Raw genomic sequence first — 19307 nt, 5'->3', positions numbered from 1 at the left:
GCACGCGACTACGTGGGGCCTGCGTGCTCGCCAGGGCGGAAGAGGGCAAGTCTAGCATGCCCCCTGCAGGCGTTCATGGGCCCGTCCGCTCAGGCATAGATCGGTGCGGCGCCCATGCGGCCCCGGTGATAGAGCATCGGGATCACCTCCTGGTCCGGCACGATCAGATTCTTCACCGCCCCGACGATGATGGCGTGGTCGCCCCCGTCGTACTCGCGCCACAGCTCGCACTCGATCACCGCCGTGGCATCGGCCAGCAGCGGATTGCCCAGGGCGCTGCGCGTCCATTCGATGCCCTGGGTCTTGTCCTTGCCCTTGCTGGCGAAGGCATAGGCGATACGCTGCTGTTCGGCGCTCAGCAGGTGGATGGCGAAACCCTTGCCGTCACGCAGCAAGGGGTAGGTGTCGGAGCTGTAGTTGGGGCAGAAGAGCACCAGCGCCGGATCCAGCGACAGGGCGCTGAAGGCACTGGCGGTCAGGCCGGCGAGGTTGCCTTCGGCATCCAGGGTGGTGACCACGGTGACGCCGGACGGAAAGGCGCCCATCACTTGCTTGTAGATTGCGGGATCGATCATGACTGCCAACCTCGTTTAACGCATTACAAAGGGATCGGGCATCGGCGCCTGGGACAGATTGATCCATACCGTTTTGGTTTCGGTATAGGCCAGAACCGAGTCGATGCCGCTCTCGCGGCCGTAGCCGCTGTTCTTGAAACCGCCGATCGGCGCCATGGCTGAAACCGCGCGATAGGTGTTGACCCAGATGATGCCGGAGCGGATGTCCCGCGCCAGGCGATGGGCACGGCCCAGGTCGCGGGTCCAGATGCCCGCGGCGAGGCCCAGCTCGCTGTCGTTGGCCAGGCGCAGGGCTTCGGCCTCGTCCTTGAAGCGGATCACCGCGGCCACCGGGCCGAAGACTTCCTCCTGCATGATACGCAGCGAGTGGCGGTCGCATTCCAGCAGGGTGGGTTCGTAGTACCAGCCGGCGCTGCCGGTGTCGGGTCGCTTGCCGCCCAGGCGCAGCGTCGCGCCTTCGGCCAGGGCCGCTTCTACCAGCTGCTCCACGATGGCGAGCTGCTGCTCGGTGGCCATCGGGCCCATCTCGCTGGCATCGTCCTGGGGATTGCCGATGCGGATGCGCTGGGCGCGCTCTACCAGCCGAGTGACGAATTCGTCGTAGATCTCGTCCTGCACCAGCAGCCGCGAGCCGGCCACGCAACTCTGCCCGGAGGCGGCATAGATACCGGCCACCGCGCCGTTGATCGCGCTATCGAGGTCGGCGTCGGCGAAGATGATGTTGGGCGACTTGCCGCCCAGCTCCAGGCTCAGCTTGGCGAAGTTCTCGGCGCTGGCGCGGACCACGTGGCGGGCCGTGGCGGCGCCACCGGTAAAGGCGATCTTGCGCACCAGCGGATGGCGGGTGAGGGCCGCGCCGGCGCCCGGACCATAGCCGGTCACCACGTTGAACACGCCGGGCGGAATGCCGGCTTCGAGGGCCAGTCGCGCCAGCTCCAGGATGGTGGCCGAGGCGTGCTCGGACGGCTTGATCACCACGGTGTTGCCAGCGGCCAGGGCCGGGGCGACCTTGATGGCGGTCAGGTACAGCGGGCTGTTCCAGGGCACGATGCCGGCGATCACGCCCAGGGGTTCATGCACCGTGTAGGCGAAGAGGTCGGTCTTGTCGAGGGGCAGGGTGCCGCCTTCGAGCTTGTCGGCGAGGCCCGCCGTGTAGTGGAAGAATTCCGGCAGGTAGCCGACCTGGCCGCGGGTCTCGCGGATCAGCTTGCCGTTGTCACGACTTTCCAGCTGGGCCAGGGCCTCCTTGTTGGCGGCGATGAGATCGCCCAGCCGGCGCAAGAGCTTGCCGCGGGCGCTGGCGGTCAGGCCACGCCAGGCCGGCGCCTCGAAGGCTCGCTGGGCGGCCTGGACGGCGCGGTCGACGTCGTCGGCATCGGCGTCGGGCAATTCCGCCCAGGCGGTCGCGGTGGCCGGATCGAGACTGGCGAAGGTACGGCCCGACTGGGCCGCGGTCCATTCGCCGTCGATGCACATCTGAAAACGTTGCAGGGTCATGCCACGTATCCCTTGATGGAAGTGGAAGGGGCCTTGGCCAGGACGTCGTCGAGGAAGTCCAGCAGCAGGGCGTTGACCAGCTTGGGTGACTCGACCGGCATCATATGGCGCTGGTCGGCCAGCACGGCAGTGCGCGCGCGCGGAATCCGTGCGGCCAGCTGGCGCGCCATCTCCGGGGTCGAGCCGCTGTCCAGCTCGCCAGTAGCCACCAGGGTGGGTACCTGGAGGCTGTCCAGCCGCTCGGCACCGTAGCGGTCCTGGGTGGCGAACAGGGTGTAGGTGGTCAGATAGCCCTGGGGGTCGTTGTTGGCGAAGGCTTGCCGCAGCGCCTGGATCTGCGCCGGGTTGGCGCCTTGATACTCGCGGCTGAACCAGCGGGCCAGGGCGCTATCGAGATTGGCGTCGGGGCCTTCAAGTTCGGCCTGGCGGCTCCGCTCCAGAACCCCGCTGCGTTGCTCCACCGAGCGATTGAACACGCTGTTGAGGATCACCAGCGCGTCCAGCCGCTGCGGATGGCTCAGGGCGAAGGCCCGGGCGATCAGGCCGCCCATGGAGAAGCCGACCACCACGGCCGTTTCCAGCCCCAGGTGATCGAGCAGTTCGGTGAGCTGCGCGGCATAGTCGTCGAGCGTCGCCTGCGCCGCCGGGCGCTGGCTCTCGCCATGGCCGAGCATGTCATAGGCGATCACCTGGTAGCGTGGTGCGAGCCCCGCGAGTTGACCGCCCCACATGTCCTTGCTGAGCCCCACCCCGTGGATCAGGACGAGGGGGCTGCCATCGCCGGCGATGCGGTAGGCGGTGCCGGCGGGGGTCTTGGCGTCTGTAGACCGGATCATTCGCGGGTTCTCCTCAGCGCGCCTTTTCAGCCGCGAGTTCCTCGAGGTCGATGTAGCGGTTGCCGATGCGCGGATGCAGGCGGCCACCATCGGCAGCGCCCAGCACCACCACGATCTCGTCGGCCCGCGGGGCATCCTCGATGCGCATTTCCAGGGTGATGTAGTGGGATCTCAGGCCCTCGTCATCCTTGTGCATCATGGGGATCTGGATGGAAGTGCCCGGCGCGCCGCGCTTGTTGGTGAAGCTCAGGTAGCTCTTGGCCTGGACCGCCTCGCGGTAGTGGTTGCCGAATCGCAGGGTATGGATCACCGCCGAGGCGTGTTCGATCTCGCCGTCGGCACCGACCACGGCCGCCTTGCCATAGGCCTCGATGCGTTCGGCGCCGCCGATGGCGCGGGTCAGGCGCTCGACGATGAAGGCGCCCAGGTCGGAGCAGTGGGCCTTGATCTCGGGCTTGAGGTCTTCGACGAAGCCCTGGCCGGCCCAGGGGTTGCGGATCACCACGGCGACGCCGGCCATGGTCACCGGCTTGTCGGTGGCCTTGCCCCCTTCGATATGGGTTTCTTCGAGATAGGTGACGACCTTGCGGATTTCGAAACTCATGCTGACTCCTGGGATGTCTGTTGGATGATGGTATGCCACGCGCTTGGGCGTGTTGAGGGCCGCGTCACTACGCAGCCCGAGGATCAGGCGAAGGCAGGCGCCACCTTGTCGATGAACAGTTGCAGCGACTTCTTCTTCTCGGCGAAAGGCAGGCTGTTGTCGCACCAGAAGCTGAATTCGTCGACGCCCAGTTCCTCGTAGTGGCGCAGGCGGGCGATCACCTCTTCCGGCGTGCCGATCATGGTGTTCTTGCGGATATTCTCCAGCTCGAATTCCGGGCGGCCGGCGAACTTCTCTTCCGGACTCGGGGCGAGGAAGCCGTTGACCGGGGTTTCCTTGTTGCCGAACCAGGCATCGAAGGTGCGGTAGAAGCGGCCAATGGCCTGGGCACCGATCTTCCAGCCTTCGGGCTCCTCGGCGGCGTGCACATGGGTATGCCGCAGCACCATCAGCTTGGGCCGGGCGACGCCGGGATTGTTGGCCAGGGCGTTGTCGAACTTGTGCTTGAGGTCGACCACTTCCTCATCGCCCTTCATCAACGGCGTGACCATGACGTTGCAGCCATTGGCCACGGCGAAGTTGTGCGAATCCGGATCCCGCGCGGCGATCCAGATCGGCGGGGTGCCGACCGGCTTGGGCACGCTGGTGGAGGTGGGGAACTGCCAGACTTCGCCGTCGTGGGCATAGTCGCCCTCCCACAGCTTGCGCAGCGCCGGTACCAGTTCGCGCAGGTGCTTGCCACCGGCCGTCGCGGGCAGGCCGCCGGCCATGCGATCGAATTCCACCTGGTAGGCGCCGCGGGCCAGACCCACTTCCATGCGGCCTTCGCTGATCACGTCGAGCAGGGCGCATTCGCCGGCCGCCCGCAGGGGATGCCAGAAGGGCGCGATCAGGGTGCCGGCGCCCAGGCGGATGGTCGAGGTACGGGCTGCGAGGTTGGCCAGGATCGGCATGGGGCTGGGGGAAATGGTGTATTCCATCGCATGATGCTCACCGACCCAGACGGTGCAGAACCCGCCGGCTTCGGCCATCAGGGTCAGCTCGGTCAGTTCTTCGAACAGCTGCCGATGGCTGACGCTTTCGTCCCAGCGTTCCATGTGCACGAACAGGGAAAATTTCATAGAAGCCTACCTCTTGTCTTCCACCTCGGCGCGGGGCTCGGGTGTCTCTTGTTGGCGGTACGCGACGGCTCAGCCAGTCGATGTTTTTATTGGTATACCATAATACGTGAGCTGGCAAGCAGAGATGTAACGAGATTCGGCGGCAGTCCCCAGACATCGCTTCCACAGGTCAAAAGGCGGTTGTGTAATCTGGTATACCGTAATACTTTCTGCTCACCAGGACGACCTGTCCAGCAGGCGTCTTCCACAACTACAACAATGGAATTCCTGGATGTCCGCAGCCCCTCGCTCCGCCGTCGCCATCGAAACCCATACCGTGGATCACGTCGCCCCGGCCGAACGCCACGGCCATAGCCGCGATCTCTTCACCCTCTGGTTCAGCACCAATATCGCGCCGTTGCCTATCGTCACCGGCGCCATGGTGGTCCAGACCTTCCACCTGAATCTGGCCTGGGGCCTGATGGCCATCGTGTTCGGGCATCTGCTCGGCGGGGTGGTGCTGGCCCTGGCCTCGGCCCAGGGACCGCGGCTGGGCATTCCGCAGATGGTGCAGAGTCGTGGCCAGTTCGGCCGCTATGGCGCCCTGCTGATCGTCTGCGTTACCGCGCTGATCTACGTGGGCTTTTTCACCTCCAACGTGGTGCTGGCCGGCAAGTCGATCCAAGGCCTGGTGCCGGCCGTACCCATGCCGCTGGCCATCGTGGTCGGCGCCCTGAGCGCCACGGCCATCGGGGTGATCGGTTATCGCTGCATCCATACCCTCAATCGCTGGGGTACCTGGGTCATGGGCGCGGGGTTGCTGGCGGGTTTCGCCATGATGCTGAGCCAGCCGCTGCCTGCGGACTTCCTGACCCGCGGCGGTCTCAACGCCAGTGGTTTCGTCGCTACGCTGTCGCTGGGGGTGATCTGGCAACTGAGTTTCTCGCCCTACACCAGCGACTATTCGCGCTATCTCCCGGAAGCGGTGGGGATCGCACGACCCTTCTGGGCGACCTACCTTGGCGCCACCCTGGGCACCATCCTGGCCTTTTCCTTTGGTGTGGTGGCGGTGCTGGCGGTGCCGGCCGGTAACGACGCCATGGCCGCCGTGGCCCAGGCCACCGGCTGGTTGGGCCCGGTGCTGATGGTGCTGTTCCTGCTCAACATCATCAGCCACAACGCCCTCAACCTCTATGGCGCGGTACTTGCCATCATCACCTGCGTGCAGACCTTCGCCGCCGGCTGGACACCGGGCGTCAAGGTCAAGGTGGTGCTGTCCAGCCTGGTGCTGGTGGGCTGCTGCAGCGTGGCGCTCATGGCCTCGGCCGATTTCATCGAAAGATTCATCGGCCTGGTACTGGCCATGACCATGATCCTGGTGCCCTGGGCTTCCATCAATCTCATCGACTTCTATCTGATCAAGCGCGGCGACTACCACATCCCTTCATTGTTCGCCGCCGACGGTGGCCGCTACGGTCGCTTCAACGGCCATGCCATCGCCGCCTACGCGGTCGGCATCCTGGTGCAGCTGCCGTTCGCCAACACGGCGTTGTTCAAGGGGCCCTATGCCGACCTGGTGGCAGGCGCCGACCTCTCCTGGCTGTTCGGTCTGCTGGTGACCTGCCCGCTGTATTTCTGGCTGGCCTATCAGGGCTCACCGGCCCAGGTAGCGCGTCTGCAGGCGGCTTCCCCGCAATGACCGCAGCAGCCCTTCGTAATCGCCTTCAACTCCCTAGCTAGGAATCCAGACCATGTTGCAAGACGCTTCCCTGTTTCGCCAGCAAGCCTATGTCGACGGCGCCTGGATCGACGCCGACAGTGGTGCCACCGTCCAGGTGGACAACCCGGCCACCGGCGAGACCCTGGGCACCATTCCCAAGCTCGGCCGCGCCGAGACCAAGCGTGCCATCGACGCCGCCAACCGTGCGCTGCCGGCCTGGCGTGCGCTGACCGCCAAGGAGCGTTCGGCCAAGCTGCGGCGCTGGTACGAGCTGATGATCGAGAATCAGGACGACCTGGGTCGCCTGATGACCCTGGAGCAGGGCAAGCCGCTGGCCGAGGCCAAGGGCGAGATCGCCTACGCTGCCTCCTTCATCGAGTGGTTCGCCGAGGAAGCCAAGCGCATCTATGGCGACACCATTCCCGGCCACCAGGCCGACAAGCGCATCCTGGTGATCAAGCAGCCCATCGGCGTCACCGCCGCCATCACGCCGTGGAATTTCCCTACCGCGATGATCACCCGCAAGGCCGGTCCGGCCCTGGCCGCCGGCTGCACCATGGTCATCAAGCCCGCCAGCCAGACCCCGTACTCGGCCCTGGCCCTGGTCGAGCTGGCCGAGCGCGCCGGCATTCCCAAGGGTGTATTGAGCGTTGTCACCGGCTCCGCCGCCGAGATCGGCGCCGAGCTGACCGAAAGCCCCATCGTGCGCAAGATCTCCTTTACCGGCTCCACCGAGATCGGTGCCAAGCTGATGGAGCAGAGCGCCCCCACCATCAAGAAGCTGTCGCTGGAGCTGGGCGGCAACGCGCCCTTTATCGTCTTCGACGACGCTGACCTGGACAAGGCCGTGGAAGGCGCCATCGCCTCCAAGTACCGCAACGCCGGCCAGACCTGCGTCTGCGTCAACCGTCTCTATATCCAGGACGGTGTCTACGACACCTTCGCCGAGAAATTCAAGGCCGCGGTGGCCAAGCTCAAGGTTGGCAACGGCCTGGAGGAGGGCGTCACCATCGGCCCGCTGATCGACGCCAAGGCGGCGGCCAAGGTCAAGGAACACATCGACGACGCCGTGAGCCAGGGCGCCAAGGTCATCGCCGGCGGCAAGGCCCACGCCAACGGGGGCAGCTACTTCGAGCCGACCATCCTCGCCGACGTGCCCAAAAGCGCCAAGGTGTCCAAGGAAGAGACCTTTGGCCCGCTGGCGCCGCTGTTCCGCTTCAAGGACGAGGCCGAGGTCATCGATCTGGCCAACGACACCGAGTTCGGCCTGGCCTCCTACTTCTATGCCCGCGACCTGTCCCGCGTATTCCGTGTGGCCGAGGCGCTTGAGTACGGCATGGTCGGCATCAACACCGGCCTGATCTCCAACGAAGTCGCACCCTTTGGTGGCGTTAAGGCTTCGGGCCTGGGCCGCGAGGGCTCCAAGTACGGCATCGAGGAATACCTCGAGATCAAGTACCTCTGCCTGGGCGTCTGATCCCGTTCGTTGGGCTTCGCTACGCTCAGCCCAACCTACGCTAGATACGTAGGTTGGGCTGAAACGGCTCCATCGTCGAAGGCCAACGGGAGGCACCGAGTCTGGATGTGTTGGGCTTCGCTATGCTCAGCCCAACCTACACGCCTCTCGTAGGTTGGGCTGAAACGGCTCCGTCGTTGAAGCCCAACGGGAGGCACCGAGACTGGATGTGTTGGGCTTCGCTACGCTCAGCCCAACCTACGCTAGATACGTAGGTTGGGCTGAAACGGCTCCATCGTCGAAGGCCAACGGGAGGCACCGAGTCTGGATGTGTTGGGCTTCGCTATGCTCAGCCCAACCTACACGCCTCTCGTAGGTTGGGCTGAAACGGCTCCGTCGTTGAAGCCCAACGGGAGGCACCGAGTCTGGATGTGTTGGGCTTCGCTATGCTCAGCCCAACCTACGCGCCTATCGTAGGTTGGGCTGAGACGGCTCCATCGTTGAAGCCCAACGGGGCCCGCTCACGTCAGCCAAGGGTATGCAACTGTCCGGCTTCCGCGGTCCCGAAATAGAGGCCATGATGGCCCTGTACCTGTTCTTGAAGCCGGCGTTCGAGGATCTGGCGAATCGAGGGATAGGCCAGGTCGGCCCAAGGCAACTCGTCCGGTGCGAAAAAGCGTCGCTCCAGGGTTTCAATGCCAGCCTCGGCGTCGATTTCGACCAATTCGGCGCGGAAGATCAGGTAGACCTGATTGACGCCCGCGGCATTGAAGATGGAGTAGGGCGCAAGGATCCGGGCTCTGACCCCGCTTTCCTCCCAGGTCTCCCGCAGCGCGGCCTGTTCGGCGCTCTCGTCGTTCTCCATGAAGCCTGCCGGTAGTGTCCAGTAGCCCCGGCGTGGCTCGATGGCCCGGCGGCAGAGCAGGTAGCGTCCCTCGTGCTCCACCAGGCAGCCTGCGATCACTCGCGGATTGTCGTAGAGCACATGACCGCAGGCGCCGCACAGCAGCCGCTCTTGGCTATCCCCAGCGGGCCGGCCACGTCGGAGTTCGGCACTGCCGCACTGGCAGCAGAAACGCGGAGATGAATCCATGCTGACCTCGCTTGACCGCCATTCTGATTGTTGTGGTCTTACGGTATACCACCGCTACGGATGGTAGGCGAGGGGGATGCGGTCAAAGCAGGACCCTGCCGTGCTCAGCAGCAAGGTCCTGACGCGTCAGCCCTTGGACTGGGCCGGATCCGCACTGCGTGGATAGGTACGCTCTTCCTCGATACGACCGTCGCTGGTGTGAATCTTGACGCTGCCGGTCTTGCCATCCAGGTATTGTGCCGCCTGGTGGACGATGGCGTCCTTGGTCGACGCCTTGAGCAGGGCACGATCGCCATGTTCCTCTTTGAATTCCCAGCCGGTGTCGGTAGGTACGATGTGGTAGTTCTGCATCTGGTCTCCCTGGGGCCGCTGGCCCATGCCTGATCTTGGATTGCGCCTGTTTCGACCCGCGTTCGCCCAGGAACATTCGAGCGAAGCGGGTAGCCACCAGCCTCGACCCCTAGCCCTGCAGATAGACCACCTGGGTGTGGGTGTACTCATAGAGCCCGTGCTTGCCGTCCGCGCCACCGATGCCGGACTTGCGCACCCCGGCGTGAAAGCCCTGCATGGCCTCGAAGTTTTCCCGGTTGATGTAGGTCTCGCCGAAGTCGATCTCGCGCATGGCGTGCATGGCCTTGCTCAGGCTGCGCGTATAGACGGAGGAGGTCAGGCCGTATTCGCAGTCGTTGGCCAGGGCGATGGCCTCGTCGAGATCGTCCACCACCTGGATCGGCAGCACCGGGCCAAAGATCTCCTCGCGCATGATCGGCATCTCGGCGCGACAGTCCGCCAGTACCGTGGGCTGGAAGTGAAAGCCGCGACCCAGGTCGGCGCGGCTGCCGCCGGTGACCAGGCGAGCGCCCTGGCCGAGGGCGACATCGACCTTGGCCGCCACCTTGTCCAGGCCGGCGGCGTTGATCAACGGCCCCATCTCCACGCCAGCATCAGCCTGGGGGTCGCCATAGCGAGTGGCGGCCATGGCGCGGCCGATACGCTCGATGAAGTCCTCGGCCACCGCGCGTTCCACATAGACGCGCTCGGCGCAGTTGCACACCTGGCCGGTGTTGATGATGCGCGAGTCGCGGATCGCCCGGACCGCCAGGTCCAGGTCGGCATCGGCCAGGACGATGGCCGGCGCCTTGCCGCCTAGCTCCAGGTTGAGCTTGGTCAGATTCGGTGCCGCAGCGGCCATGATCCGCGAGCCGGTGGCGACGCTGCCGGTAAAGCTGACCATGTCGATGCCGGCGTGGGCACTGAGCTGGCCACCTATGGCCCCGGCGCCGCTGACCAGGTTGAAGACCCCGGGCGGCAAGTCGGTCTCGGCCACCAGGCGGGCGAATTCATGGGCATTGATCGGGGTTTCCTCGCTGGGTTTGATCACGATGGTGTTGCCGGTGATCAGCGCCGGTGCCAGCTTGCGGGCGATGAGAAAGAAGGGGAAGTTCCAGGGCAGGATGCCGGCCACCACGCCCAGTGGCTTGCGCAGCAGAAAGATCTGCTCGTCGGGCCGGTCGCTGGTGATGATTTCGCCTTCTATGCGTCGCGCCCACTCGGCCATGTAGTCGAGATAGTCGGCGGTGAAATTGACCTCCACTTCGGCCAGGCCACGGACCTTGCCCTGTTCGGCGACAATGGTCCGGGCCAGCCGCGGTGCGTGCTCACGCAGCTTTGCCGCAATGCGCCGCAGATAGCCGGCGCGCTCGATGGCTGGTTTGCGCGCCCAGGCCTTCTGGGCACGACGGGCGGCGGCGATGGCCTGATCGACGTCTTCGCGACTGGACGCCGGCACCCGGGCCAGGGCCTCGCCGGTGGCGGGGTTATGGACGAGAAAGTCCTCGGCGGCCGGCAGCAAGCGGCCATCGATGTAGTTCTGGTAAAGAGGCAGATCGGCCATGGCGGACTCCGGGTCAATAGGTTCGAGAGGGCGCCTGGGGCGCTTCGAGGGGGCGATAGCGGGCCAGGTTGGCCAGCGCCGCCTGGCGGAACAGGCTGATGTCGATACCGACGGCAACGAACTGGCACCCCCAGTCGCGATAGCGCCGGGCATCGTCTTCCTGGGGCGCCAGGATCCCGGCCACCTTGCCGGCAGCGCGGGTCGCCTCGATGGCGGCGCGGATGCGCGCCTGGACCTCCGGGTGGCCCGGATTGCCGGCATGTCCCAGGCCACTGGAGAGGTCCGCCGGACCGACGAAGACGGCGTCCACGCCCTCCACCGCAGCGATCTCGGCGACATTGTCGCTGCCCAGGCGCGATTCCACCTGGACGATCAGGCACAGCTCGCTATGGGCGGTGTGCAGGTAGTCGGGCACTGCGTCCCACCGGGTGGCGCGGGCCAGGCCGCCGCCGACGCCACGGATGCCGTGGGGCGGATAGCGCATGGCCCGTACCAGGGCGCGGGCCTGCTCGGCGGTCTCCACCATGGGCACCATCAGCGTCTGCACGCCGATGTCCAGCAATTGCTTGATCAGCACCGCATCGCCGGTCACGCAGCGCACCACCGGTGCCGTGGAATAGGGCGCCACCGCCTGCAATTGCGCGAGGATGCTTGGCACCGTGTTGGGGGCGTGCTCGCCGTCGATCAGCAGCCAGTCGTAGCCGGTACTGGCGGCGATCTCGGCGGCGTAGCCGGTGGCGAAGCCGGCCCAAAGGCCGTAGAGGGTGTCGCTGCCCGCCAGGCGGGCCTTGAAGGGATTGCGGGGCAGATCCATGACGGTCTCCAGGAGGATTCAGGAAGGGGTATCGGGGAGGCGCACCAGCAGCCCATAGCTCAGGGCGCCGGCCACCGCGACGGCGGCGGCGATGCCCAGCGCGAGACCAAAGGAGCCGGTCTGCTGGACGATCATGCCGGTGATGACCGGGGCGAAGGCGCCGCCAAAGTAGCCGCCGAAATTCTGGATGCTGGCCAGGGACGCCACCTGATGCGAAGGCACCGCGACGCTGACCAGCGACCAGGTGCCGGCTACCGCTACGTTGAGGCTGAACAACGCCAGGCTGAAGCAGAGGATGACGCTGCCGATGCCGGTTACCCCGGCGCTGCACAGGGCGAACAGCCCGGCCGCAGCAAGACCGCCACAGATCGGCAACTTGCGGCTGAAGGCCAGGCTGCGACCGCTGCGGGTCAGGCGATCCACCAGCAGGCCGCCGCTGATGACACCACAGGCCCCGGCCAGGAACGGCAGGCTGGCGACCCAGCCGGCCTGGGACAGGGACAGGTGATGGACCCGTTCCAGGTAGGCCGGCAGCCAGGTCAGGAACAGCGACAGCATGTAGATGATGCCCACATAGCCAATCACCACGCCCCAGGTCAGGCGGCGGCGGAACAGCCCCAGCCAGTCGGCGAAGGTCAGCCGCAGACCGGCATCCTGAGGCGGCAGGCCAGCGTCCAGATGCGCCCGCTCGGCGGCGTCCAGCGCCACCTGGACCCGGTCGCGATAGCTCAGGTACCAGAGCGCCGCCACGGCGACGCCGAGCACGCCCATGGCGATGAACATCTGCCGCCAGCCGAGCCAGAGCAGCAGGGCGGTGAGGATCGGCTGGGAGATCGCCGGCCCCAGGGACGACGACAGGTTGAAGATGCCGGAGGGCAGGCCGCGCTCGCGGACGTTGAACCACTCGCTGACCACCTTGGCACCGGCCGGGAATTGCGGCGCCTCGCCGATACCCAGGCCGATGCGGGCGAGGATCATCAGGTGCAGGCTGCTGAGCAGCCCCAGCACGCCTTGGGCGATTGACCAGAGGCAGATGCCCAGGCCCAGGGTCAGGCGCGCGCCGAAGCGGTCCAGCAAGCCGCCGATGGGCAACTGGGCAAAGGCATAGGCCCAGGCGAAGGCCGACAGCAGTAGGCCCATCTCGGTCGGCGTGAAGCCCAGCTCGCCGCTGATGGTCTGGTTGGCGATGGCCAAGGTGCTACGGTCGAGGTAGTTGACGAAGCCGGCCAGCACCAGCAGCGCCAGGGCGACTACCTGCACCCGCTTGAGGCGGGCGCTCTTGGGAGGTAGTGGCGTCGCGGCGGGGCGCGCATCCGGTACCGGTGTCACCAGGGTATCTTGGGTCGCTTTCATCTAGCCCTCCCGGGCAACGCCTCAGTGGCTATAGGGTCGTTCCAGGGCGCACTCCGGATTGAGGCGCACGCCGAAGCCAGGCCGATCCAGCGCCGAGGCGCGCATGCGGCCCCGCACCGGTACGGGTTCGTCGAGCAGTTGCGGATGGAACATGGGCACCACCTCGTCGGCCTTGGGCGCCATCATCAGGAACTCGGCGAAGGGGCTGTTGGTGCGGGTGATGACGAAGTGGTAGCTGTAGACCGAGGAGCCGTGGGGCACCACCAGGGCGTTGTGGGCATCGGCCAGCGCCGAGATGCGGATCAGCTCGGTGAGGCCACCGCACCAGCCGACGTCAGGCTGGAGGATGTCGCAGCAACCCATCTCCAGCAGTAGCCGGAAGCCCCAGCGGGTGGCCTCGTGCTCCCCGGTGGTGACCAGCATCCCGCGCGGCACGTTGCGCCTGAGTTCGGCATAGCCCCAGTAGTCGTCCGGCGGCAATGCCTCCTCGATCCACTTGAGGCCGAATTCATGGGCGCCCTGGGCCAGGCGGGTGGCGTAGTTCAGGTCCAGGCTCATCCAGCAGTCGAGCATCAACCAAAAGTCGTCGCCGACCCGTTCGCGCATGGTCGCCAGGGCCTCGAGATTCTTGCGCAGGCCTTCCTCGCCCTCGGCCGGGCCGTGCTGCAGCGGCAGCTTGCCACCGATGAAACCCATCTCCTTGGCCAGGTCCGGGCGCGCGCCGGTGGCATAGAACTGCAATTCGTCACGGACGGCGCCGCCGAGCAGCTGGTGTACCGGTTCCTGGCGCAGCTTGCCGAGCAGGTCCCAGAGCGCAAGATCCACTCCGGAGATGGTGTTGAGCACTATGCCCTTGCGGCCGTAGTAGAGAGTCGAGAGGTACATCTGGTCCCAGATCTTTTCCAGGTCGGTGACCTTGGCGCCCTCCAGGAAGCGCGCCAGGTGTCGCTCGACGATGAAGGCGCCCAGCTCGCCGCCGGTGGTGACGGCGAAGCCCACGGTACCGTCACTGGCCTCGACTTCCACCACCAGGGTGCCCAGCACGTTGATGCCGAAGCTGCGGCGGCTCTGGCGGTATTCCGGGTACTTGGCCATGGGCGTGGCGATATGGTCGTCGATCCAGTGGCCGTCGCCCTGGTCGTGATAATCGGCGCCGCCGCCACGAAGGGTGTAGGCACGAACCTGCTTGATGGTGGGTAGGGTCATGGAAAGGGCTCCCTTAGTGACTGGGCGTGAGCTGGGGTTGGGGATCGACCTGGCGACGCTGGCGCAAGCCGAGAATCAGGGCGGCCGCCACCAGGGTGGTCCCGGCGAGCAGATAGAGACCGGCGCCGGGGTGGGCGAAGGTCACCTCGGCCCAGCGCTTGGCCAGGGGCGCGATGAAGCCGCCGATGGCGCCGCAGGTATTGATCAGGGCGATGCCGCCGGCCGCGGCGCTGCCGCGCAACTGGTCGGACGGAAAGGTCCAGAACAGCGGCTGCACGGCGATGAAGCCGGCAGCGGCGAAGCACAGGGCGGTCAGCGCATAGAGCGGCGAGAAGGTCACCGAGGCGGCGATGCCCAGCCCGGAAATGGCCAGGGTGGCGGCCGCGGTGCGGCGGCGTTCGCCGGTACGATCCGACCAGCTGGGGATCAGCCAGGCGGCGAGCAGGGCGCAGACCCAGGGAATCGCCGAGACCAGGCCGACCAGCAAACCGACCTTCTGCCCCAGCAGGCCGGCCACCTGGGTCGGCAGGTAGAAGACCACGCCATAGACGCTGGCCTGGATAAGCAGGTAGATACTGCACAGCAGGAGGATGCGCGGCTGACCGAGCAGACGCAGCAGCCCGCCGTGATGGGGCTTGGCGGCGTCCTCGGCATCCAGCGCCTGTTGCAGCGCCTGCTTTTCCGCATCGCTCAGCCAACGCGCATCGCGCGGCCGGTTGTCCAGGTAGAACCAGGCCCAGACCCCCACCAGGCTGGCCAGCACCCCTTCCACCAGGAACATCCATTGCCAGCCGTGCAGGCCGCCGAAGCCGTCGAATTCCAGCAGCAGCCCCGACAGCGGGCTGCCGAAGATGAAGGCCAGGGGCGCGCCGAAATAGAAGAAACCCAGCGCCCGGGCGCGGTAGCGCGAGGGAAACCAGTAGGTGAGGTAGAGGATGACCCCGGGAAAGAAGCCGGCTTCGGCTACCCCGAGCAGGAAGCGCAGCACATAGAAGGAGGTCGCCGTATGGGCGAACATCATGGCGGCGGAGATCAACCCCCAGGTCACCATGATGCGGCACATCCACAGGCGGGCGCCGACGCGGTGCATGATCAGGTTGCTGGGAATCTCGAGAAAGGCGTAGCCGACGAAGAAGATCCCGGCGCCAAGGGCGAAGGCCGCGTCGGAGATGCCGGTATCGGCCTGGAAGGCGACCTTGGCGAAGCCTACGTTGGCCCGGTCGAGAAAGGCCATGACGTACATCAGCAGCAGGAAGGGCAGCAGGCGCCGGGTGACCTTGGCGACCAGCCCCGGTGACAGGGAGGTGTGCATGGCGATCTCTCTTGTTGTTGTGATTCGGCCACGGCCCAAGGTAGTCGCAGTTGCAATGCCTGGATAATCGCTTTTGGTTAAGTATCGATACCCTTAAGGTATCGGCAGGCGACGTGGCCTTGGCCAGACCCGCCGACTCGCTCAGGACGCATCACTGATCTCTCCACAAGGATGCTGCAGATGAACGCCTCCCCTCATGCCCGCGCGCTGTTCAATCGATTGCGCTACAAGCATCTGCTGATGCTGGCGACCCTGGCCGGGACCCTCAACCTGCACCGCGCCGCGGAAGCCCTGCACATGTCCCAGCCCGCCACCACCCGCATGTTGCAGGAGGTCGAGGAGGCCTTTGGCTGCGTGCTGTTCGAGCGCCAGGCGCGGGGCTTGAAGGTCACGGCCCTGGGAATGGAGATCGTGGAATTCGCGCGGCGCGCCCTGAATGGCCTGGATCGCTGCGCCGAGGATCTCGACGCCCGGCGCTCCGGCGGCTATGGGCATCTGGCGATCGGCGCCATCATGGGCGCCTTGCCCGATCTGGTGGTCAGGGCCATCGCCGCAAGCAAGGCGCGCCAACCCGGCCTGCAGCTGCGCATCCTTGGCGACACCAGTGACCAGCTCACCGAGCTGCTCGAACAGGAGCGGATCGACGTGGCCATCGCCCGCTTCACCCAGCAGGCGGACCTGGGACGCTTCGTCTTCGAGCCGCTGGGCAACGAGCACCTCGCGGTGGTGGTGCGCACCGGGCATCCGCTGACCGGTCGCGCCGCGCCCGATCTGGCGGAGCTGGTGGCGGAGTGGCCCTGGATCCTGCAGCCGGAAGCCAGCCCGGCACGGGTGGCCCTGGAGGCGGCCTTCGCCCGACGGCAGCTGCCGCCACCCGCGGACGTCATCGAATGCGGCTCGGTGTTCGCCATGTTGCAGCTGGTACAGATCACCGACGCCATCCTGGTGCTGACCGAGGCGGTGGTACGGGATCATCTGCGCACCGGGCTGATGGTGTCCCTCGATCTGGAGATCACCGAACCCCTGACACCCTTCGGCATTCTGCTGCGCGCGGGACAGGTGCCCAGCGCGGCGCTGGAGGGGTTTCTCACCCTGCTCAGGCGGCAGGCGAGCGGTGGCGGAGCCTGAGCAGAACGGGGCTTCTGGCTGGCTTCGCGGCGCGATCAGAAATATTTTCCTGTGCCTGTTGTTTCTTCCCTGATAAATCAGTATCTTAGCGGCCGCTGGTGCAGAGAACCCCCGCTGAACAGGTTCTCGGCAAAGGCCAGCAGGATGCCGCAAGGCTTCCATGCGCAGCGGTAGTTCAGTCGGTTAGAATACCGGCCTGTCACGCCGGGGGTCGCGGGTTCGAGTCCCGTCCGCTGCGCCACATACCACCCACGAGCTCTGGCTCGCGGTTATCGAAAGAAGCGGCCCTCGTGGCCGCTTTTTTTCGTCCTGAATTTTTGTCGCCACGTCTTGCTGGTGCGAAACCCAAACGCTTCGGTGGCCTCCAATGCCCATCGTCGATACGCGGGGAGTGGCCATGAAGATCGCCTGTCTGGGCTGGGGGTCGTTGATCTGGAAGGCCGCGGAATTACCGGTGGCCTCGGATTGGTTCGTCGATGGACCCCGGTTGCCCATCGAGTTCGCTCGGGAGGGCGACAGCGGAGAGCTGGCCACGGTGCTCTGTGAGGATGCCGCGGACGTTCAGGTGTTCTGGGCCTACCTGGCTGTCGATAGCCTGGAAAAAGCCCGCGACGCCCTGCGCGAGCGCGAGGGCGTGCCGCGAGAACAACCTGAGTGCATCGGCAGCTGGCCGAGCGGCCCGCAATCAGGGTTCCAGCAACGTATTGGCGAGTGGGCGCGTGCGAAGGAGCTGGAGGCGGTGGTCTGGACGGCCTTGCCACCCCGTAGCGCAGGGCTCAATCAGCGGATGCCCACGGTGGAAGAGGCGCTCGACTACCTGCGCAAACTCGATCCCGATCGTCAGACTCATGCGCGCGACTATATCCGTCGGACACCGGTGTCCATCGACACGGCGTACCGGCGGGTAATTGCGGAAACCTTCAATTGGTCACCATTGCCCGAAGCTCGTTCGGACGTGGAGGCATCGGCCTAACGCGCCTACCAGAGCCTTCTGGCCGAATTACCTGGACATGCAAAAGTTGTGTCTAGGTGACTTTCACGGGATTGTTTTACTCTTTTTCCAGCATGAATCCTGCCGTGAACTACAGGGTACTGTTGGCGCCTACCAATGTTGGCGCGCGCTCCATTAGGCACAACTGGCGCCAAGGGATTGGCTTTAGTTAAGGATTGCTTAATTAAATCAACTTTCGTTTGCAAGACAGGGTCTTTGCCGCGTCCCTTTTTATTTGTCACTGGCAACTCTGGCATTAATCCTTTATCTTCGCCTTCAACTTTCGCCCGTCAGCGAAGTCTCACGTCTCGCCGTTACTTTTCATCAGGAGTGCCTATGTCCCGTCTCGCCGAATTCCGCGCCGCCGAAGAACAACTTCGCGCCCAACTGCAATTGCTCGAAGATCTGAAGCAGGACAGTTCCCTGCAGAAGGAAATCGAATTCGAAAGCAAGCTGCAGGAGTTGATGGACGAATACCAGATGAACCTGGGCGATATCATTGGCATTCTGGATCCCAACGCTGCCCCCAAGCACAAGGCGCAGACGCCGCATCCGGAAAAGCCGGCTGGCAAGCGTCGTCCGCGCAGCACCAAGCGTTATCAGCACCCCAAGACTGGCGAAGTCATCGAAACCAAGGGTGGCAACCACAAGGTGCTCAAGGCTTGGAAAGCCGAACACGGCGCCGATACCGTCGAAGGCTGGCTGCAGTAAGTTGCTGCCGGGACGTCGGTCGGTAACAGCGCAAGGCTCCGCTACCGACCGGCATCCTTTTTCTGCTGTCCCTGATAGTTCTTGGTTGAGACCGGCAGCTGAAGTTGCAATCGCCAGACTAGCGCGGTTTTTCGGCCTCTATCCGCTGAAAAGAGGCGGATGTCTGCCACTGCCATATCAGCTTCCGATGCGTATCCGTAGCGGCCAGTGCCAACGAGAAGGTTCGTCTTAGTGGCAAACACATGGCGGGCTGCCTTTGCCTATAGCGAAACCAATGCTGTCCCGATTCGCTCAGCCGTTATCGGCGCGCAAGCGATAACCTACGCCAGGTTCGGTCACGATATAGCGTGGTGCCAGCGGATCGTCGGCCAACTTCTGCCGCAGATGACCGATCACGATGCGCAGGTAATGGCTGTCTTGGGCGTGGCTCGGCCCCCAGATATCGATCAGCAATTGCCGTTGAGTCACCACACGCCCGGGATGTTGGGCGAGGGCGGCCAGGACCGTGTATTCCTTGCGTGTCAGGGCGATCTCGATACCGGCAAGAGTTACCTGTCGATAGGCGAAATCCACCCGCAGCGGGCCTACTTCCAGCGCTGCGGCCTGGTGGGCGGCTGTGGCGGGGGTTTGGCGTAACAGCGCGCGGCTGCGGGCGAGAAACTCCTGGATGCCGAAGGGCTTGGTGACATAGTCATTGGCGCCGGCATCTAGGGCGCGGACCTTTTCGCGCTCGTCCGCCCGTACCGACAGCGCCAGTACCGGTACCGTGGACCATTCGCGCAATTCGACCAGTACCTCCTGGCCATCGCGATCCGGCAGGCCCAGGTCGAGGATCACCAGATCCGGCTGGCCCAAGGCCGCCTGGGCGAGGCCATCCGTTCCGGTGGCCGCTTCACTGATCTGGTAGCCCTGGGCGGCGAGGCTGATGCGCAAGAACTTGCGGATCTGGGGTTCGTCGTCGATGACGAGGACGTGAGCAGGCATCTGGGGCTTTCCAGGCAGGAGGGCATCATCATA

At 65.3% G+C, this 19307-nt stretch carries 18 protein-coding genes and 1 tRNA gene; 6 read left to right on the top strand and 13 right to left on the bottom strand.

All coding sequences use genetic code 11. The features are described 5' to 3' along the window. Positions 1-89 precede the first annotated feature (89 nt). The 5 genes from ACWPW1_RS12420 to ACWPW1_RS12400 all read right to left on the bottom strand — a co-directional run bounded on the left by ACWPW1_RS12420 (position 90) and on the right by ACWPW1_RS12400 (position 4633). Positions 90-575 carry a flavin reductase family protein gene (locus ACWPW1_RS12420; protein ID WP_059315038.1) on the bottom strand — a complete coding sequence of 162 codons (486 nt, stop codon included), beginning with the start codon at positions 573-575 and terminating at the stop codon, positions 90-92. A gap of 15 nt (positions 576-590) precedes the next feature. Continuing rightward, the gene (locus tag ACWPW1_RS12415; protein WP_231355139.1) at positions 591-2072 is read right to left on the bottom strand and encodes an aldehyde dehydrogenase; all 1482 of its coding nucleotides are present in this window, start codon (positions 2070-2072) and stop codon (positions 591-593) included. Then, positions 2069-2908, bottom strand: coding sequence for an alpha/beta fold hydrolase (locus ACWPW1_RS12410; protein ID WP_454253050.1), 840 nt, complete (start codon positions 2906-2908; stop codon positions 2069-2071). The genes ACWPW1_RS12415 and ACWPW1_RS12410 overlap by 4 nt, the downstream gene beginning before the upstream one ends. Positions 2909-2921: 13 nt before the next feature. Further along, entirely contained in the window at positions 2922-3512 is a 591-nt protein-coding gene (locus ACWPW1_RS12405; protein ID WP_059315035.1) for an amino acid synthesis family protein, read from the bottom strand. 83 nt (positions 3513-3595) lie between these two features. Next, entirely contained in the window at positions 3596-4633 is a 1038-nt protein-coding gene (locus tag ACWPW1_RS12400; protein WP_059315034.1) for an LLM class flavin-dependent oxidoreductase, read from the bottom strand. A 271-nt stretch (positions 4634-4904) separates the two neighbouring features. On the opposite strand from ACWPW1_RS12400, the gene ACWPW1_RS12395 reads away from it, so the two are divergent. Together ACWPW1_RS12395 and gabD are read left to right on the top strand one after the other, a co-directional pair. Next, entirely contained in the window at positions 4905-6311 is a 1407-nt protein-coding gene (locus tag ACWPW1_RS12395) for a purine-cytosine permease family protein (RefSeq protein ID WP_454253049.1), read from the top strand. A gap of 52 nt (positions 6312-6363) precedes the next feature. Next, entirely contained in the window at positions 6364-7809 is a 1446-nt protein-coding gene (gabD, locus tag ACWPW1_RS12390) for an NADP-dependent succinate-semialdehyde dehydrogenase (protein ID WP_454253048.1), read from the top strand. A gap of 505 nt (positions 7810-8314) precedes the next feature. Here gabD and ACWPW1_RS12385 read toward each other — a convergent pair. The 7 genes from ACWPW1_RS12385 to ACWPW1_RS12355 form a co-directional block, all read right to left on the bottom strand. Beyond that, positions 8315-8881, bottom strand: a complete 567-nt coding sequence (locus tag ACWPW1_RS12385; RefSeq protein ID WP_454253047.1) for an NUDIX hydrolase — start codon at positions 8879-8881, stop codon at positions 8315-8317. A 126-nt stretch (positions 8882-9007) separates the two neighbouring features. Beyond that, positions 9008-9232: a DUF2188 domain-containing protein gene (locus ACWPW1_RS12380; protein ID WP_059315031.1), complete on the bottom strand. Its 225-nt coding sequence runs from the start codon at positions 9230-9232 to the stop codon at positions 9008-9010. Positions 9233-9341: 109 nt separating this feature from the next. Next, positions 9342-10775, bottom strand: a complete 1434-nt coding sequence (gene aldA / locus ACWPW1_RS12375) for an aldehyde dehydrogenase (RefSeq protein ID WP_454253046.1) — start codon at positions 10773-10775, stop codon at positions 9342-9344. A 13-nt stretch (positions 10776-10788) separates the two neighbouring features. Then, the gene (locus ACWPW1_RS12370; RefSeq protein ID WP_064308600.1) at positions 10789-11589 is read right to left on the bottom strand and encodes an aldolase/citrate lyase family protein; all 801 of its coding nucleotides are present in this window, start codon (positions 11587-11589) and stop codon (positions 10789-10791) included. An 18-nt stretch (positions 11590-11607) separates the two neighbouring features. Then, a complete protein-coding gene (locus tag ACWPW1_RS12365) occupies positions 11608-12942 on the bottom strand; it encodes an MFS transporter (protein ID WP_064308599.1) in 1335 nt (444 codons plus the stop codon). 21 nt (positions 12943-12963) lie between these two features. Continuing rightward, the gene (gene rhmD, locus ACWPW1_RS12360) at positions 12964-14148 is read right to left on the bottom strand and encodes an L-rhamnonate dehydratase (protein WP_059315028.1); all 1185 of its coding nucleotides are present in this window, start codon (positions 14146-14148) and stop codon (positions 12964-12966) included. Between the two features lie 13 nt (positions 14149-14161). Beyond that, positions 14162-15460 carry an MFS transporter gene (locus ACWPW1_RS12355; RefSeq protein ID WP_454253045.1) on the bottom strand — a complete coding sequence of 433 codons (1299 nt, stop codon included), beginning with the start codon at positions 15458-15460 and terminating at the stop codon, positions 14162-14164. Between the two features lie 180 nt (positions 15461-15640). On the opposite strand from ACWPW1_RS12355, the gene ACWPW1_RS12350 reads away from it, so the two are divergent. The 4 genes from ACWPW1_RS12350 to ACWPW1_RS12335 all read left to right on the top strand — a co-directional run bounded on the left by ACWPW1_RS12350 (position 15641) and on the right by ACWPW1_RS12335 (position 18290). Next, complete coding sequence (locus ACWPW1_RS12350; protein ID WP_313649697.1) at positions 15641-16588, top strand: LysR substrate-binding domain-containing protein; 948 nt, start codon at positions 15641-15643, stop codon at positions 16586-16588. A gap of 164 nt (positions 16589-16752) precedes the next feature. Next, a tRNA-Asp gene (locus tag ACWPW1_RS12345) sits at positions 16753-16829 on the top strand. A gap of 156 nt (positions 16830-16985) precedes the next feature. Beyond that, complete coding sequence (locus ACWPW1_RS12340; protein WP_454253044.1) at positions 16986-17561, top strand: hypothetical protein; 576 nt, start codon at positions 16986-16988, stop codon at positions 17559-17561. Positions 17562-17915: 354 nt separating this feature from the next. Continuing rightward, entirely contained in the window at positions 17916-18290 is a 375-nt protein-coding gene (locus ACWPW1_RS12335) for a histone-like nucleoid-structuring protein, MvaT/MvaU family (RefSeq protein WP_059315025.1), read from the top strand. 291 nt (positions 18291-18581) lie between these two features. Here ACWPW1_RS12335 and ACWPW1_RS12330 read toward each other — a convergent pair whose 3' ends face one another. Further along, the gene (locus ACWPW1_RS12330) at positions 18582-19274 is read right to left on the bottom strand and encodes a response regulator (protein WP_454253043.1); all 693 of its coding nucleotides are present in this window, start codon (positions 19272-19274) and stop codon (positions 18582-18584) included. Between the last annotated feature and the right edge of the window lie 33 nt (positions 19275-19307).

This window comes from Pseudomonas sp. Marseille-Q7302, assembly GCF_965111925.1.
This window is presented reverse-complemented; position numbering and strand designations above follow the sequence as displayed.

What these genes read in the sequence shown, in the direction of transcription:
- ACWPW1_RS12420 (WP_059315038.1), bottom strand. Translation starts at nt 575, where the DNA reads ATGATCGATCCCGCAATCTACAAGCAAGTGATGGGCGCCTTTCCGTCC.
- ACWPW1_RS12415 (WP_231355139.1), bottom strand. Translation starts at nt 2,072, where the DNA reads ATGACCCTGCAACGTTTTCAGATGTGCATCGACGGCGAATGGACCGCG.
- ACWPW1_RS12410 (WP_454253050.1), bottom strand. Translation starts at nt 2,908, where the DNA reads ATGATCCGGTCTACAGACGCCAAGACCCCCGCCGGCACCGCCTACCGC.
- ACWPW1_RS12405 (WP_059315035.1), bottom strand. Translation starts at nt 3,512, where the DNA reads ATGAGTTTCGAAATCCGCAAGGTCGTCACCTATCTCGAAGAAACCCAT.
- ACWPW1_RS12400 (WP_059315034.1), bottom strand. Translation starts at nt 4,633, where the DNA reads ATGAAATTTTCCCTGTTCGTGCACATGGAACGCTGGGACGAAAGCGTC.
- ACWPW1_RS12395 (WP_454253049.1), top strand. Translation starts at nt 4,905, where the DNA reads ATGTCCGCAGCCCCTCGCTCCGCCGTCGCCATCGAAACCCATACCGTG.
- gabD (WP_454253048.1), top strand. Translation starts at nt 6,364, where the DNA reads ATGTTGCAAGACGCTTCCCTGTTTCGCCAGCAAGCCTATGTCGACGGC.
- ACWPW1_RS12385 (WP_454253047.1), bottom strand. Translation starts at nt 8,881, where the DNA reads ATGGATTCATCTCCGCGTTTCTGCTGCCAGTGCGGCAGTGCCGAACTC.
- ACWPW1_RS12380 (WP_059315031.1), bottom strand. Translation starts at nt 9,232, where the DNA reads ATGCAGAACTACCACATCGTACCTACCGACACCGGCTGGGAATTCAAA.
- aldA (WP_454253046.1), bottom strand. Translation starts at nt 10,775, where the DNA reads ATGGCCGATCTGCCTCTTTACCAGAACTACATCGATGGCCGCTTGCTG.
- ACWPW1_RS12370 (WP_064308600.1), bottom strand. Translation starts at nt 11,589, where the DNA reads ATGGATCTGCCCCGCAATCCCTTCAAGGCCCGCCTGGCGGGCAGCGAC.
- ACWPW1_RS12365 (WP_064308599.1), bottom strand. Translation starts at nt 12,942, where the DNA reads ATGAAAGCGACCCAAGATACCCTGGTGACACCGGTACCGGATGCGCGC.
- rhmD (WP_059315028.1), bottom strand. Translation starts at nt 14,148, where the DNA reads ATGACCCTACCCACCATCAAGCAGGTTCGTGCCTACACCCTTCGTGGC.
- ACWPW1_RS12355 (WP_454253045.1), bottom strand. Translation starts at nt 15,460, where the DNA reads ATGCACACCTCCCTGTCACCGGGGCTGGTCGCCAAGGTCACCCGGCGC.
- ACWPW1_RS12350 (WP_313649697.1), top strand. Translation starts at nt 15,641, where the DNA reads ATGAACGCCTCCCCTCATGCCCGCGCGCTGTTCAATCGATTGCGCTAC.
- ACWPW1_RS12340 (WP_454253044.1), top strand. Translation starts at nt 16,986, where the DNA reads ATGAAGATCGCCTGTCTGGGCTGGGGGTCGTTGATCTGGAAGGCCGCG.
- ACWPW1_RS12335 (WP_059315025.1), top strand. Translation starts at nt 17,916, where the DNA reads ATGTCCCGTCTCGCCGAATTCCGCGCCGCCGAAGAACAACTTCGCGCC.
- ACWPW1_RS12330 (WP_454253043.1), bottom strand. Translation starts at nt 19,274, where the DNA reads ATGCCTGCTCACGTCCTCGTCATCGACGACGAACCCCAGATCCGCAAG.